Source organism: Sorangium sp. So ce363 (assembly GCF_051520435.1).
In the GTDB taxonomy this organism is placed as follows: Bacteria; Myxococcota_A; Polyangia; order Polyangiales; family Polyangiaceae; genus Sorangium; species Sorangium cellulosum_B.
Genome location: NZ_CP150333.1, coordinates 1,298,633 through 1,313,361 on the forward strand (window position 1 = coordinate 1,298,633; position 14,729 = coordinate 1,313,361).

The following is a 14,729-nucleotide window of genomic DNA, read 5'->3' on the forward strand; positions in this document are numbered from 1 at the left end:
GCTGGGACGTCGGCGAGCTTCCCGCTACAGCGTGAGGAAGCGGGGGCGAGCTCCGCCGGCGCGTCGGATTGGGAGGAAGCAGAGCGCTCTCCGCTGAACACCACACTTCCGGGAGTGGGAAACCATGGGTGAACGCACCCGTGACTCGGATGCGGTGGACGCGGGCATGCGCCCCGAGGTGCGCGTTACATTCGATGCCATCGTGCAGCAAAGTTCCATGATCAGGGACAGGCTGCGCCGGCTCCAGGTTCCAGCGTGTGACCGAGACGATGTGATGCAGGATATCCTGCTCTCGGTATGGAGGACAGTCGAGGCAGGAGGGGTCCCCGCGCGCAAGCACCTGTCGATGAAGCAGGCGACAAGACGCTGGCTGGATGTCGTCGTGTGGCACCATACGACGCACTACAGGGAGTTCCAGAATCGGTGGCAGAAAGGCCGCGATTCGTATGCGCATTCGGCGATCGATGACCTTATGCCGCCGCCGTCTGGGCGCGTGGAGGCGCGGCTCAGCCTCCGCAACCTGGAACGGATCGATCCCGCGCTGCGCGACGTCGTGACGGACTTCGCTTTGGGGCTCACCGCAGAGGAGATTGCGGCCGAGCTCGGTCAGAATCCCAATACGATCCAGGAGCGCCTGGCGCGCGGAAGAGACCAGCTCCGGAGGGTGCTGCGCTTGAACGATGCCCCGACGCTGCCCGCCATCAGGGGCATGTTGGCGAGCATGTCACCGCTTCGGGAGCCGAGCCGTGAGGGCTGACGTCTTGCTTTGGTAGCGGACGCCTTGTTGCCGAGCGCACTACGTGAGCGCCCGAAGATCCGGCTCTGCGGTGGTCGTCGTCGACCTGGATCTCGGCTCGCGGCGAGGCGACGGTTCACCTCGGCGATCGCAGGGCGCCGCTGCCCGCAGTCGCGCTCGCCGCCCGAGGGGACGACCTCGGTCACTCCAGATCAGGCCGCGCGCTGCCCATGCCGATGGCCCACGCCATCGTGTAGCGCGCGTTGATCTCGCACCGGGGGTTCCAGCGCAACTCGCCGTGTTCGTCCTCCCAGCGGAAGGCGTCGATCCCGAACGGCCCGAAATAGCCCGCGCCGGCGAGCGCCTGCCCCGCCTCGAGCGCGGCCTCGACGAGCCCCCGGCGCTCGCCGCCGCCGAGGTCGCCCTCGCCGGCCAGGGCGGCCCCGAGGTACGCCCCGTTCGCGTCGCAGCGCTGGACACACGGGTCGCCGAGGCGCACCGCGCCGCCGCGGGCGACGTGCCCGTGCAGCGAGAAGTCGCCGCGGCGCTCGACCCAGGGCTCGACCTGGAGGCCGCTGTCCGGCGACGCGGGATCGAGCGACGCGGCGGCCCAGGGCCGCGCATCGGGCGGCAGCGCGCCGCGGGCGACCCGGCGCCGGCCGCGCCCGGCGAACCCGAACGGCCGCTTGAGCAGCCAGTGGCCCGTCGGCGTGGGCTCCGCGATCGCGGCCTCGAGCTCGGCCAGGGAGGCGACGTAGCGCGCGCCGGGCAGCGTCTGGCCGAGGTCCGCGCAGAACCTCCGGTGGTTGACGCGCCGGAGCACCTCGAGCGGCGGCGCCTCCGCGAGCGCGACGCCGGCGCGGCCGAGGAGGCGAAGGGCGCGGGGCGTGGGGCACCACGCGCGGCCGACGAGCGGCGTTCCAGGAGGCGCCGGCGGCACGAGGGGCGAGGGGAGCTCGGGGCTGAGCACGACGTCGCCGGGGCGCAGCAGGGCCGAGACCCGGCCGGCGAGCTCGGGAGCCCGGCCGGCGACCGCGGCGCGCGGGGTGTACCCCGCGGGGCGCGCCAGCTCCTCGTCGGCGTCGAAGTTCAGGACCCAGGCGCTCGCTCGGTCCATGAGGCCAGCGCGTCGAGGAACGGCTCGGAGAGCCCGGAGCGGCCGCGGTCGCGGCGGTTCATCGGCTCGCCCCGCATGAGCAGCGGCGAGAGGGGCGGCGGGATGTGGCGCACCCACGCCTCGAAATCGCTCGGCCCATGCGGCGCGACGTCATCCGGCCCGTGCGGCGCGGCTTCACCCGCGCCAGCCGGAGCGCCGCCGAGCGACGTGGGAATCGCCGCCTGGCCAGCGCTCCCGCTCGCCTGCGTGAAGCGGCGGAACCAGCGGACTCCGAAGCGCACGTGCGGGATCTCCTCCGCGCAGACCCGCTCCGTGAGCGCGGCGCCCTCGACGTCGCCGATGGCGCGGAAGCGCTCGGCGAAGCGCGCCGTGTGGTCGAGGTTGCCCCCCTCGAGGCCCATGCCCATCACGGCCACGAACTGCGCGGGCGACGCGGCGGCCGGCACCCGCGTCCAGAACCAGTCGCGCACCGGGAAGTCGCCGAAGCGGTGGCCGATCGCGGCGAGGTACGCGGCGTAGAGCCGCATGTGGCGCACCTCGTCGAGGGCAATCCGGACGAGGCCGCCGCGGAAGGCGCGCGGCGTCTCGGGGAAGGCGAGCAGCGCCCAGGCCATGAGCTCCGCCGCCTGGAGCTCGTGGTGCAGGAACGCGTGGAAGAGCTGCGCGCGGCGCGCCGGGTTGCGCAGCGCCTCGGGCCCCGGGCTCTTCTGCGCGCGCTCCGAGATGCGCAGCACGGCGGGCCGTCCAGGTCGCTCGAGACGCCGCGGCGGGGCCGGCGCGGCGCCCGACGCCGACAGCGTGGCATCCGACTCCCAGAGAGAGGGCACGGGCGGCGGAGAGAGCTTGTGCTCGAGGTCGGTCGAGAGGACGTAATCCCAGGCCCAGCGCTCGACGGTGCCGGGCGGGGGCGGAGGCGGGTCGCTGGGCGGCGTGGCGGGAGACATCATGGCACGGCGGGGCAGGGGGGACGCCGCTCCCTACCACAGCTCGACGTCGCCGGCGGAACGCCGTGGCATCCGCCAGGAGAGCGCCCCCATGGAGGCGTTAAATATGGACTATCGTTGAATTTTATTCCGGCCTTCCCGCCTTCGTGGCCGCATCCGGCACGCCCTCACCGGGCGCACCCCGGCCGCGGGCAGCGGGGACGGCATGTCGGGCTATCTCGGTGCCGGTGGGTTTGCCTTCCGCACCGAGGGGTCGCAGTCGCGGCGCTCTCGTGGCTTTGGCGGGACGCTCGCGGTAGCGCCTGCGATCCGACTCCTCGCCCGGGCCGCGCGCGCCGGCAGGAACCGCTGCGAGGGGGAGAATATTCCCCGATCCTCGCGGCCACCGCCGCGCAGCGTCGGGTCCTCGCGCTCGCGATGTCACGATGACAGAGGCCTCGGTGACTCGACGACATTTTGCCGGGGAATAGGCCGGAGCCGCGACATTTGCGCGGAAATGGCCGCCGGAGCAGCGTGGCTTACGCCTTGCTCCAGGGAGATCGCATGAAGGCGGAGCGGCGTTCCCAGGCGGTCGACAGCAGGCGCGAGGAGCAGACGGTGCTGGTCATCGGGGGCAGCGGCGGCATGTCGAGCCGCTACCGCGATGTGGTCGAGAAGCACGGCTGGTCGCTGCGCCATTACGAGAACCGCGTGCCGCCGGGCGCGCGCCACGGCGTGGGGAGGATCGCGCTCATCGTGATCATGGTGACGATGGTCTCGCACGCGCTGCGCGATCAGATGCAGAGCCTCGCGGCGGATGGCGCCCCCGTCGTGTACCTGCGCAGCGCCTCCGTCTCGGCGCTGCGCGCCGCGATCGAGCAGCGGTCCGCCTGACACCACGTCGCGCCGCCGCGGCGAGGAGAGGCCCTCTCCCCCGGAGCCGGCGTCGCGCCTCCTCTCCTCTCCTCTCCTCTCCTCTCCTGACCCTCCTCGAGCATGTCTGTCCCGCGTTCCGACGCTCGCGCTGTCACGGTGACAAGGGCCTTTGCGATTCGAGGACAATTTGCCCAGGAATAGAGTCCGATGACGAGGATTTCGCCGGAAATGGCGAGCTGGAGAGCGTGGCTTGCGCCTTGCTCCAGGGAGATCGCATGAAGGCGGAGCGGCGGAGTCAGGGGAGCGACGGGAGGCGTGAGGAGCAGACGGTGCTGGTCATCGGGGGCAGCGGCGGCATGTCGAGCCGCTACCGCGATGTGGTCGAGAAGCACGGCTGGTCGCTGCGCCATTACGAGAACCGCGTGCCGCCGGGCGCGCGCCACGGCGTGGGGAGGATCGCGCTCATCGTGATCATGGTGACGATGGTCTCGCACGCGCTGCGCGATCAGATGCAGCGCCTCGCGGCGGACGGCGCTCAGGTCGTGTACCTGCGCAGCGCTTCCGTGTCCGCGCTGCGGGCCGTCATCGAGCAGGCGGCCGCCTGACGGGAGGCGCCGCGCCCGCGCGAGGAGGGGCCACGCAGCGCTCAGCGCACGCCGACGAGGCGCTGCATCAGGCGCTGGAACTCGGGGACCGAGAGGTCGATGTGCTCGACGACGCGGCCGTAGAGCGTGGCCGTGGGCACGTTGCGGCCGTTGAACTCCTTCTCGAGCTCGGAGAGCTTCCACAGGATGATGCGCTCGGCGCGGGTCAGGCCGTCGCGCACGTCCGGGAGCTCGTCGAGCGGGGATCGCCTAGGGGGCATGGTCAGGCTCCGAGATCTGGCCTTCGTGGGCCGCGCTCACTGCACGACGCCGAGCACGCGCTGCTGGCGCGCGAGCTCCGCCGCGTTCTTGAGCGCCTCGAACAGCTCGCGCGACGCCGGCAGCCCCCGGATGACGAGCTCGGGATCGCTCGCGTCCTTCGTGAACACGCGGATCTCCGCGACGTCGAGCAGCCGCTGCATGAACGTCTGGCGGAGGTCGATGTCGAGGACCCGCCAGAGCTGCAGCGTCTCGATCCGGCGCGTGAGCAGGCCGGCCTCGTAGTCGATCGTGCGATCGGTGATCTTGTAGCGGAGGCTCTTGCGCTTCCAGTGCAGGATGCCGAGCCAGATGAGGCCCACCAGCACGAGCGAGAGCACGCTCGCCGCCACGTAGGACCAGAACCACGCCTTCCAGCTCGGCGTGCCCTCGAAGAGGACGCGCGCCGCGCCCGGCGCGGGGGCGAGCGCGCCGCCGGCGTGGGCGAGCGCGCCGCCGGCGTGGGCGAGCGCGCCGCCGGCGTGGGCGGCGGGGGCGAGCGGCGCGGCGGGGGCCGCGGCCACCGGCGCTCGCTCGTCGAGCATGCTGCCGCAGAATCGGCACTTGATCGCGGCGTCCTGGATCTGCTCCGCGCAGAAGGGGCAGGGCTTCACCCCGACGAGTGTAGTCTACATCCCGGGCGTGAGATCCACGGCAACCACCAAGCTTCGCGCCGCGTTCTCCTACATCCGAACATTTACGTGGTCGTGAACGTTTACGTGGTCGTGGTCGTGGTCGTCAACGGTAGGCCGTGAACGACCACGACCACGTTCACGACCACGTAAACGTTCACGTTGCCCCCCGGCCCCCGGCGGCGAGCGCCACCTTTCCCGCGCGCCCCAGCCTCCGGATCGCCGCCTCCCTCCGCAGAGCCTCCCCCCTGTCGGCCGCCGCCTCGACGTGGACCAGCGCGAGCGGCCCCCGTCCGCGCGTGTACCGCGCCCCGCGCCCCGCCGCGTGCTGCGCGAAGCGCGCCTCCACGTCGCGGGCGATCCCCGTGTAGAACGACCCGTCTCCGCAGCGCAGGATGTAGACGTGCCAGCCCGCTGTCACTCCTTCGGCCCCTCGTTGTAGCCGCGCGGCCGGTACTTCGGGTCCACTCCGCCGTGCGTCGCGCCGTTGTCGAGCGTGTCGGTCGCGAGGTACGCGAGCCACGTCCCGGGGTGCTCCTCCGCGAGCCGCCGGAGCTCCGCGTCGTGCGCCGCGAGGCGCTGCTCGTCGTGCAGGCACTGCAGCGCGAGCGCGATCAGGCTCAGCTCGTTCGGGCCGAGCTCCATGCCGCGCTTGTAATGCGGGAAGGCCTCGTCGGGGCGGTGCATCCGGCAGAGCGTGTCGCCCGTGTACACGTGCGCCATCGGCCACGTCGGGGCGAGCTCCATCGCGATCTTGCTCTCGGCGAGGCGGGTCTCGAGGTCGCCGCGGGCGCCCTTCATCACCGAGTAGTTGAGGTGCGCCTTGGCGCTGTTCGGGACCGCCTCCTTCGTCGCCGCCCAGAAATCGAGGTCGTTGCGGTAGTCCATCGCGTGCCGGTAGGCCTGCGCGCACTGGAAGCCGAAGAAGAGCACGAACAGCGCCGGCGTCACCCACGCCCTCCACGACCAGCGCGCGCGCGGCGTGAGGGTCGAGCCCGCGAGCGCCTCGTGGAGCCACGAGAAGGCGACGGCGAGCACGAGCGACGAGCCGATGGCCGGGAAGTACCAGAAGCGCTCGGCGCGCACCGTCGGCAGGACGACCGGGATGTTCGAGTGCGGGAAGTAGCTGACCACGACCCAGGTCAGCCCGATCGCCGCGATGCACATCCCCGCGTAGCCGCGGCGCAGCGGCACCCAGGCGCTCCGGTCCGCCGTCGCCGGGCAGGGCAGGGGGCGCGCGCCCTCGACCAGCAGCCCGAGCCCGAGGAGGAACGCGGGCAGGAACGGCAGCGGCCAGAGCACGAGCGGCAGCGCCCGGAGCAGCGGCGCGCGCCCCGCCGGGCGGAGCACGTGCCAGTCGTACGCCGCGAGCGCCGCCGCCGCGATCGCGAGGAGCGCCCCCGCGAGGAGCAGCGGCCACCTCCGCGACGTCGCCTGGCCGCCGTCCACCAGGAAGGCGGCGCGCACCGAGCGCCGCTCGCGCCGCTCCAGGTGCTCGCGGCGGAGGGCCGCGATCCAGAGCGCGAGCGAGCCGAGCGGGGGCAGCACCATCATCGCGGCGCCGGCGACGCTGCCGAAGAAGACAAGCCTGTCCGGCACCGGCTCCTGCGGGTACGAGTAGTCGCCGCTCAGCGTCCACGGGAACACGATCTGGGTGAGGCCCCGCCAGTAGACGCGCAGCGCGCCGGCGATCCGGTGCGGCATGTCCGCGGCGCCGAGCGGGTTGTTGAGCGGATCGCGCGGCAGGGGCGCCTGGTGGAACCAGACGAGCGCCTCGTGGAGCGCGCGCTTCACGAGCGGCGCGCCCTCGGGGAGCGCCGCGGCGAGCTCGGCCGGCATGGGCGCGGGGAACCAGCGCCGCCGGAGCTCGACGTAGAGCACGAACGCCGCGCCCGCGGCGAGCAGCGCGAGCAGCGCCCGGACGAACCGCGCCGGCCGCGTGGGGTGGGTGAGCGGCGCGGCGATCAGCGCGGCGAACGGGACGAGCGGCACGCAGACGAGCGCGCTCTCCTTGGAGAAGAGGCCGAGGAGCACGGCCGCGAACACGCCGAACGGCATCGCCCACGCGGGCAGCGCGAGGGCGGCGAGGGCGGCGATCGCCCCCATGCCCCCGAGCACGTCGGCGATGCCCACGATGCCGCTCACCGCCTCGGTGAGCACCGCGCAGCCGACGAAGAGGAGCCCTGTGAGGTACGCGAGCCCGCGCCGCCGCGTGAGCCAGAACGTGACGCACGTGAGCAGCGCGCCGTTCACCGCGTGGAAGAGGACGTTGTAGAAGTGGTGGAAGAACGGCTGCTTCGTGACCGCCCAGATCGTGCGCCAGAGGAAGTTCGGCAGCGGGCGGTAGGAGCCGACGCTCCGGTCGGGCGGCAGCCCCCAGAAATCGCGGTGGATCGCCTCGAGGAAGCCGATCCCGCCCTTCGCGTTCACGTACGGGTTGGCGAGGAGCGCCTCCTGCTCGTCGAAGATGTAGTTCGTCGACGGTGCGCGCGTGAAGAGGATGACGGCGACCAGCGCGAGCGGCGCGATCGCGGACAGGAACGTCGGGTCGAGCCCGAGGAAGTAGTCGCGCACGCGCCGCGCGGCGTCCCCGAGGAAGGACGGCGTGGCGGGCGGCCCTGCCGACGGCGGCAGCCCGGAGGACGGCGGCAGCCCGGAGGACGGCGGCAGCCCGGAGGACGGCGGCGGCCCGAAGGACGGCGGCGGCCCGGAGGACGGCGGCCCGTACGGCGTCGTCGTGTCGTCGTCGAGCGCGCTGGACATGGGGTCGCGCGCGGCGGCAGGGGACGGGGGCCGATAGGTCACGCCGCGCCCTCTCAGCCCTTCACGTCCGGTGGAGCGCCCGGCGCGCCGTCCGGCTCGGGGATGGACCAGATGTCGCCCCAGAGCGGCTGGCCGCCGTCGACGCCGTAGACCGCGCCCGTGATGAAGTCGTTCTGGTCGCTGGCGAGGAAGACGATGAGCCGCGAGACCTCCTCGGGGGTGGCGAGGCGCTTGAGCGGCGTGGCGCGCCGCGCGAGCTCGAGCAGCTCGTCGCCGTACTGCGACGTGCCGCTCGACCGGATGTTGCTGCCGGGCGCGACCGCGTTGACCCGGATGCCGAGCGCCGCCCACTCGACGGCGAGCGAGCGGGTCAGGTTCTCCACGCCGGCGCGCGCGGCGCCCGTGTGCGCCATGCCCGGGAAGCCGCGGCTCACCGACGCGGTGACGTTCACGATCCGGCCGCGGCGCGCCGGGAGCATCGCGCGCCTCGCGACCTCGCGCGTCATGAAGAAGGTGCCGTTCAGGTTGTTGCGGACGACCGCCTCCCAGCCCTTCGGCGTCATGTCGCTGGCCGGGCTCGGGAACTGGCCGCCGGCGTTGTTCACGAGGACGTCGACGCGGCCGAATTTCCCGAGGACCTGGCCCACGAAGGCGGCGATCTGCTCCGGCTCGCGGATATCACACGGCGCGGCGAGCACGTCGTCGCCGGGGACGCCGTCGCCCGCGAGCGTGCTCGCCGCGGCCTCGAGCTTGTCGGCCCGGCGGCCGCAGAGGGCGACCTTCGCGCCGAGGTAAGCGAGCTCTCGCGCGCACGCGAGGCCGATGCCGCTGCCCCCGCCGGTGACGATCGCCACCTGGCGTTCGAAGAGTCCTGGGGCGAAGATCGAGCGCACCTGGGTCACGCCCCGCGTTTACAACGGCTCAGCGGGCGCCGCCACACGCTGGGCGATCCGGGGTGGTTCCGGCGTCCCAGGCAGAAAGGCCCCGGCGTTCGGGGGCGCTTGCCCGTCCGGCTCCGGCGGCTGGCGCGGATTGCTCCACGGCTCGGCGATCGCCCGGCGCGCCTGCCAGACGCCTCGCGGCCGGCGCGCGGTCGGACCGCCGATCCCGCTGCGCGACGTCGGCGCTGCTCACGTGAGCGACAGCGCCTCTCGAGCGAGGCATTGTTGAACGAATCGGGTCATTTGCGTGTCCTCACGACGTCCCCGGGCCCCGGAGCCGCCCTCGCCTCGGGGCACGATTCCGGCGCTCCGGCGGAGCGAACCGCGCGGAGAGCAGCGCATTCCGCATGATATCCTCTCGCTCGTCATGGACTCTGCGTACCTTGAAGGGCATGTGATCGCCGATCGGTACCGCGTCGTTCGCGTGCTTGGCCGCGGCGGCAACGCGATCACCTACGAGGCCGAGGACCTCTCGACCGGGGGGCGCGTCGCCGTCAAACAGCTCCTGATCTGGAAGCGCGCGGAGTGGAAGGCCCTCGATCTGTTCGAGCGCGAGGCGAGGGTCCTCGCGAACCTCACCCACCCCAGCATTCCTCGCTATATCGATTACCTCAAGCTCGACGGCGCGCAGGGGCCTTGTTTCTATCTGGTGCAGGAGCTCGCGCCGGGGCGACCGCTCTCGGCCTGGGTCAAGGACGGATGGCGCGCCGACGAGGCCGAGGCGTCGACCATCGCGCGGCACGTCCTGCGGACGTTGCTTTATCTCCAGGGCTTCAGCCAGCCCATCGTCCACCGCGACATCAAGCCGCAGAACCTCCTCCGCCACGAGGACGGCTCCGTGTACCTCGTCGATTTCGGCGCCGTGGGGGAGGCGCGGGACACGACGTCGGGAGGGAGCACGGTGGTGGGCACGTACGGTTACATGGCCCCGGAGCAGTTCCGCGGCCGCGCCGCGCCCGGGAGCGATCTCTATGGGCTCGGCGCCACGCTGATGCACGTGCTCTCCGGCCGCGATCCCGCGGATCTGCCCCAGAAGGGCATGCGGTTCGACGTCCGCGGCAGCGTCCAGGTCTCGCCCCCCTTCGCCGACTGGCTCGATCGCATGCTCGATCCGGACCTGGATCGCCGGTTCGCCACGGCGAGGGAAGCGCTCCTCGCGCTCGATCGCCCGGCGGAACGCAGCCCCCGGCGGGGCCTGCTCGCGGTGGCCGCGGTCGCCCTCGGCCTCACGGCCGCCGGCGGCGCCGCCCTTGTCGTCCATCGCACCCGATCGGTTCCGCTCCCCACCGCGGCCGTCTCGCGCGACGCGCCCGGCACGCCCGGCACGCCCGCGACGACCGCCGCGAAGGAAGCGAAGGAACGGGCGTCCTTCGCCCCTCTGCGCACGCTCTCGGGGCACTGGTCCGCGATCTTCGAGGTCGCTTATGACCCCGGGGGCAAGCGCCTCGCGAGCGGCAGCAACGATCTCGCGCTCAAGCTCTGGAACCTCGACGACGGCCAGCCGCTGCGCTCCTTCGCCGGGCACACGAAGCGCATCGGAGGGATCGCGTTCACGCCGGACGGCAAGGCGCTTGTTTCTGCGGCCGACTCGACCGTGCGGCTCTGGGACGTCGACTCGGGCGCGCCGCTGAAGACGCTCGACGCCGGCGCCGGGGTCATCACCGATCTCGCGCTGTCCGCCGACGGCGGCCGGGTCGCCGTCTCGAGCATGGATGGGACCGTGCGGGTGTTCTCGATCCGGACGGGCGAGAGCGAGAAGACGTTCCAGAACGGCGGGCGCGTCATGTCCGTCGCCATGACGGCCGACGGGCGCGTGGTCCTGAGCGGCGACGACCGCGGGGCCGTCCGGGTCTGGTCGGTCGAGACGGCCAGCGAGATCGGCGTGCTTTCGGGCCACGCCGGGCCGGTGAACCGCATCGTGATCGGGCCCGACGGGCAGACCGTGATCAGCGCGAGCGACGATCGCACCATCCGCCTCTTCCACCTCGGCAGCCGGAAGCCGCTCACCACGCTCTCCGGGCACACCGACGAGGTCTGGTCGCTCGCGCTCTCACCGAACGGCGACACCCTGGTGAGCGGCGGCAAGGACGACATGATCCGGGTCTGGGACGTTTACTCGGGCAAGCTCAGGAGAGAGCAGCGCGCCGGCCTGAACGGCGTGATCGCGCTCGCCTTCCACCCGGGCGGCGCGCAGTTCGCCGCGGGCGGCGGGAACAACCAGATCCGCATCTGGGCGGCGCCGGGCAAGGTGTGGAGGCCGCCGGTGCCGCCCGCCGACTACGCGCCAGCGCCCGTCGTCCCCGAGCCGTCGCCCTCCGTCGAGGCGTCGCTCGTCCGCGACGCCAACGCGCTGCTCGATGAGGCCAGATCGCAGAGCGTCTACCAGCGGGCGCGCGCGCTCCTCGATCAGGCGATCCGCACGAACCCCGCCTACGCGCCGGCCCACGCGGCGCTCGGCCGCGTCGCGTACAAGAGCGGTTACCTCCGTGGCAACGAGTACGAGCCGGACAGCCTTGTGCGCGCCCACGAGCACACGGACAAGGCGCTGGAGCTCGATCCCAGATGCCTGGACGCCCATGTGGTCAAGGGCTGGGCCTACATGTTCCAGAAGAACCACGGCGAGGCGCGCAAGAGGGTCGAGGCCGCGGAGGCGCTCCGCCCAGGCGCCGACGACGTGGTCCTCCTTTCGGCCACCCTCGCCGAGCGCGAGGGGAAGACGGAGGAGGCCCTCGCGGGCGCGAAGCGGATCATCGAGAGCAGCAAGAACCCGCAGGTGCTGGCGCGCGCTTACGACATCCTCACCGACGTCTACAAGGCCATGCGTGAGTGGGACGCCGTGGAGGATACCTACCTGGCGATCGTTCGCCTCGATCCGAAGTCTGCCTGGGCCAAGGGCAACTACGCCGCCTTTCTCACGTGGAGAGAGGAGCACGATCGGGCGGTGGACATGGCGCGAGCCGCCCTCGCCACGAACGATTACCCGATAGGGCGCACGATCCTGGCCAGCGCGCTCTGCGGCAAGGGCCGGCAGCTGCTCGCCCGGCAGGACCTCGAGGGCGCGCGGGCGCAGTTCCTCGCCGCGAGGGAGGCGTACCCCGGGAGCGCCGAGGCGCCGCACGGCATGGCGCTGTACCTCCGGGCGCTGGCGGAGAAGGAGCAGGAGCAGCAGAGACGCGCCGAGCTGCTCGCCGAGGCGAAGAAGCACCTCGAGGAGGCGCTGCGGCTCGATCCCAAACACCGGGGCGCGCAGAAGGCGCTCGCAGCGCTCGACCGGCCCGCGCGCTGAGCGCGCCAGGACCGCGGGTCGGAAATCCCGCCAGAAAAACCGGTCGATGACGAGCGGTCGCCGGAAACAGTAACGATTTTCATGGTTTCCGCCTGTTTCGCCGCCGAGGGCGGCTCCGGTGTGGCCCAACGGGGCGCCCTCCGCCGCCGCGTCCCCCGCGGTGAAGGGCCCGCGGCATCACCGGTCCCACCGTACGGCCACGCTGCACGCGCTGGTTGACATAAAACACCTTACGCGATCCACTCCCCTCCTGAAAAAAGGACGCTGTATCAACAAATTTATCCATGCATCAAAGGGGCCGCGTTCACTCCACAGCCTGCGGGGCGGTTCATTACGTCTGGAGTGGTTCATTCAACCTCCCCTCCCTCCCGGTGTAACCGCTGCGCGAACACGCAGATCACGAACATGTGGTCGTTCATGTTCAAGTCTCCTTGGACCGCTTTGTATCCGGCGGCAGGGACGCTGAACATGGGACCTTGGTCCTATACGGAAGCACCAGCGAGACTGGCGCCATCCGATATGGGACCTTGGTCCTATGCTGAAGCGTGGGCGCCCCCGGAGCGGCTCGGCGCGGGAGCGCGCCCGGCCTCGGCCTTGCCTACGCTTCCTGGGTGAAGCGGACCTTCTGGACGCCCTCGATCATCTGCAGCGCGAAGGGCGCGGACGTCATCGTCGAGCGGCGCATGGAGACCTGCACCTTCGGCGCGAGCTCAGCGATGTCGATGACGCCGTGCTCCTGGTCCTTCGTCCAGGGGACCTCGATGGTGCTGCCCTCGATCTCCTCGCCCGTCATTGGGTCGCGCAGCGTCTTGTGAAACTTCGGAGGCTCGCCGGTCGGCGCGTCCACCCCGAAGTGCATCGCCTCCGGCTTGAGGTGGATGTCGACCGTCTTCACGTCGCCCTCGAACAGGCAGAGCAGCACGTTGTCGCTCAGCCGCTCCATCCGCAGGAGGTCCAGCGCGCCCGCGCCAGGCGGGTGGAAATCGTTGCCCGGGACCACGACGCTGTAGCCGTCCACCACCAGATCCGGCCAGCCGGAGACCACCGCGGAGCGCAGCAAGAAGCCCGTGACCAGGGCGTCGGCCTCGCTCGCCGGGGTGAAGCCGCTGCGCATCTCCCGCCGCCGCTCGCCCTCGGTCGCGCGGCCGATGCTGTAGGCCCCGTCCAGGAGGCACTTCATCCAGCGCCGGTCCAGGTGGAAGAAACGCAGCGATTCCACCGGCAAGAGCCGCTCGTCGGGCACCAGGTAGTCGAAGGGCACGCCGCGCAGGACGCGCAGATCGTCGAACCAGGCCTCCACCGACGCCGGCATCGGCGCCTGCGTCCGCGCGCTCCGGAACGGCAGGCGCGAGAGCGTCCGCCCCGCGCGCCGCTGTTCCAGGGACCGCTGCGCGATCCCGCCGGCGCGCTTCCATTGATAGAGCGCCAGGGCCACGGCCTGGTTCTGCAGCGTCAGCATGCGCCCGAGCTCCCAGGCCGCGGCGTAGGACACGTCGAACATGCCGGTGCGCGCCTCGTAACGAACGAGCTCGTCCGCGCTCAGCGCCGACACCGGCTCCGGGGCCGGCACGTCGCCGGGGCTCAGGGGGCCGTGGTACCACGAGACCGTCCTGTCGCCCTGGCGCAGCGCGTGCGGCAGCGGGAGGTAGCCCATGCCGAGGTAGCGGTCCGCCTCGGCGTTGCCGTTCCCGGGGAGCCGGAGCGTGCCCGGCTCGTGGTCCAGGTTCGTCAGCAGCGCGGTGAAGCTCTGCTCCGGATCGATGCACGTGAACCGCCAGCTCTTCAGGCACACGAGGCGGATGGGCTCGTCCTCGCCGGCGCCGTCGAAATCGAACCCCTCACCCTCCCGGAGGTAGCGCCCCTCCACGGAGACCAGGTACGCCGTGCTGGTGCCGCCCTCCTGCGGCAGGCGGTTGCAGAGCACGGTCGCGAGCGTGCTCTGGCCGGGCAGCGGGTTTTCGTTGGCATCCTTCAGCTGGCGCACGTGGGCCAAGAAGCCGAGCTCGCTCTTCCTCGGCAGCACCGGAGCGAGCAGCCGCCGCTTCACCTCGATCACGGTGACGCGGTCGTTCGGGTCCTGCGCCGGCTCCAGCGTGGTGTCGGCGGGGAACTTCGCGCCGGCCGCGGTCAGCTCGCGCAGCGCGATGACGCGCGGCTCCGGCCGGTCTTCCTTTACCGCGAAGTCCTTGTCGTGAAAGAGCAGCAACGCGAGCCAGGGCAGATCGTGATTCACGTTATCCGGCGAGCGCTCCCAGGGCAGGGTGCTGCGCGTCAGCGTGATGTGCGGCAGGACGTTGGCGTGGTCGCCGAGGCTCCCCTCGGCCGGGAAGAGCCCGGCCACCTGCTGCGGCGCGAGCGCGGAGAACCGCTCCCCCGCGACCACGAAGGTGAGGCTGCGGGTCCCGAGATCGTGCGCGAGGATCTTGTCGGAGTTGACCGGCTTGATCCTCTGCACCAGGTCCATACGGTACGTGCCGCTGTCGAGCGGGGGCTGGTGGTGCTGGATGAACTCCACCACCGGCGCGGTTTCGTTGCGGAATCGTCGGATCATGG

12 protein-coding genes are annotated in these 14,729 nt (G+C 71.8%); 4 read left to right on the forward strand and 8 right to left on the reverse strand.

Annotated elements, in window-relative coordinates; translation table 11 throughout:
• Nucleotides 1-124 precede the first annotated feature (124 nt).
• Nucleotides 125-757: an RNA polymerase sigma factor gene (locus tag WMF12_RS04870; RefSeq protein ID WP_437867118.1), complete on the forward strand. Its 633-nt coding sequence runs from the start codon at nt 125-127 to the stop codon at nt 755-757.
• Between the two features lie 181 nt (nt 758-938).
• On the opposite strand, the gene WMF12_RS04875 is transcribed toward WMF12_RS04870, so the two are convergent.
• Together WMF12_RS04875 and WMF12_RS04880 are read right to left on the reverse strand one after the other, a co-directional pair.
• Nucleotides 939-1,853, reverse strand: a complete 915-nt coding sequence (locus WMF12_RS04875; protein WP_437867125.1) for a hypothetical protein — start codon at nt 1,851-1,853, stop codon at nt 939-941.
• A complete protein-coding gene (locus WMF12_RS04880; RefSeq protein ID WP_437867134.1) occupies nt 1,826-2,800 on the reverse strand; it encodes a ferritin-like domain-containing protein in 975 nt (324 codons plus the stop codon). Before WMF12_RS04880 ends, WMF12_RS04875 begins: the two co-directional genes overlap by 28 nt.
• A gap of 540 nt (nt 2,801-3,340) precedes the next feature.
• Here WMF12_RS04880 and WMF12_RS04885 point away from each other — a divergent pair.
• Entirely contained in the window at nt 3,341-3,670 is a 330-nt protein-coding gene (locus WMF12_RS04885; protein ID WP_437867139.1) for a DUF2325 domain-containing protein, read from the forward strand.
• 257 nt (nt 3,671-3,927) lie between these two features.
• Nucleotides 3,928-4,257, forward strand: a complete 330-nt coding sequence (locus tag WMF12_RS04890) for a DUF2325 domain-containing protein (RefSeq protein ID WP_437867146.1) — start codon at nt 3,928-3,930, stop codon at nt 4,255-4,257.
• 41 nt (nt 4,258-4,298) lie between these two features.
• Here the strand turns inward: WMF12_RS04890 and WMF12_RS04895 are convergent, their stop codons facing one another.
• From WMF12_RS04895 to WMF12_RS04915, 5 genes are all read right to left on the reverse strand, one after another.
• Nucleotides 4,299-4,517 carry a hypothetical protein gene (locus tag WMF12_RS04895; protein ID WP_012233609.1) on the reverse strand — a complete coding sequence of 73 codons (219 nt, stop codon included), beginning with the start codon at nt 4,515-4,517 and terminating at the stop codon, nt 4,299-4,301.
• 36 nt (nt 4,518-4,553) lie between these two features.
• Complete coding sequence (locus tag WMF12_RS04900; RefSeq protein WP_437867157.1) at nt 4,554-5,168, reverse strand: PH domain-containing protein; 615 nt, start codon at nt 5,166-5,168, stop codon at nt 4,554-4,556.
• Nucleotides 5,169-5,343: 175 nt separating this feature from the next.
• Nucleotides 5,344-5,607 carry a GIY-YIG nuclease family protein gene (locus tag WMF12_RS04905; RefSeq protein ID WP_437744461.1) on the reverse strand — a complete coding sequence of 88 codons (264 nt, stop codon included), beginning with the start codon at nt 5,605-5,607 and terminating at the stop codon, nt 5,344-5,346.
• Nucleotides 5,604-7,991, reverse strand: a complete 2,388-nt coding sequence (locus tag WMF12_RS04910; RefSeq protein ID WP_437867166.1) for a tetratricopeptide repeat protein — start codon at nt 7,989-7,991, stop codon at nt 5,604-5,606. The genes WMF12_RS04905 and WMF12_RS04910 overlap by 4 nt, the downstream gene beginning before the upstream one ends.
• An 11-nt stretch (nt 7,992-8,002) precedes the next feature.
• Entirely contained in the window at nt 8,003-8,851 is an 849-nt protein-coding gene (locus WMF12_RS04915; RefSeq protein ID WP_437744463.1) for an SDR family oxidoreductase, read from the reverse strand.
• A 406-nt stretch (nt 8,852-9,257) separates the two neighbouring features.
• Between WMF12_RS04915 and WMF12_RS04920 the strand changes: the two genes are divergently transcribed.
• Nucleotides 9,258-12,176: a protein kinase domain-containing protein gene (locus WMF12_RS04920; RefSeq protein ID WP_437867181.1), complete on the forward strand. Its 2,919-nt coding sequence runs from the start codon at nt 9,258-9,260 to the stop codon at nt 12,174-12,176.
• A 598-nt stretch (nt 12,177-12,774) separates the two neighbouring features.
• Here the strand turns inward: WMF12_RS04920 and WMF12_RS04925 are convergent.
• Complete coding sequence (locus tag WMF12_RS04925) at nt 12,775-14,727, reverse strand: hypothetical protein (protein WP_437867187.1); 1,953 nt, start codon at nt 14,725-14,727, stop codon at nt 12,775-12,777.
• Nucleotides 14,728-14,729 lie beyond the last annotated feature (2 nt).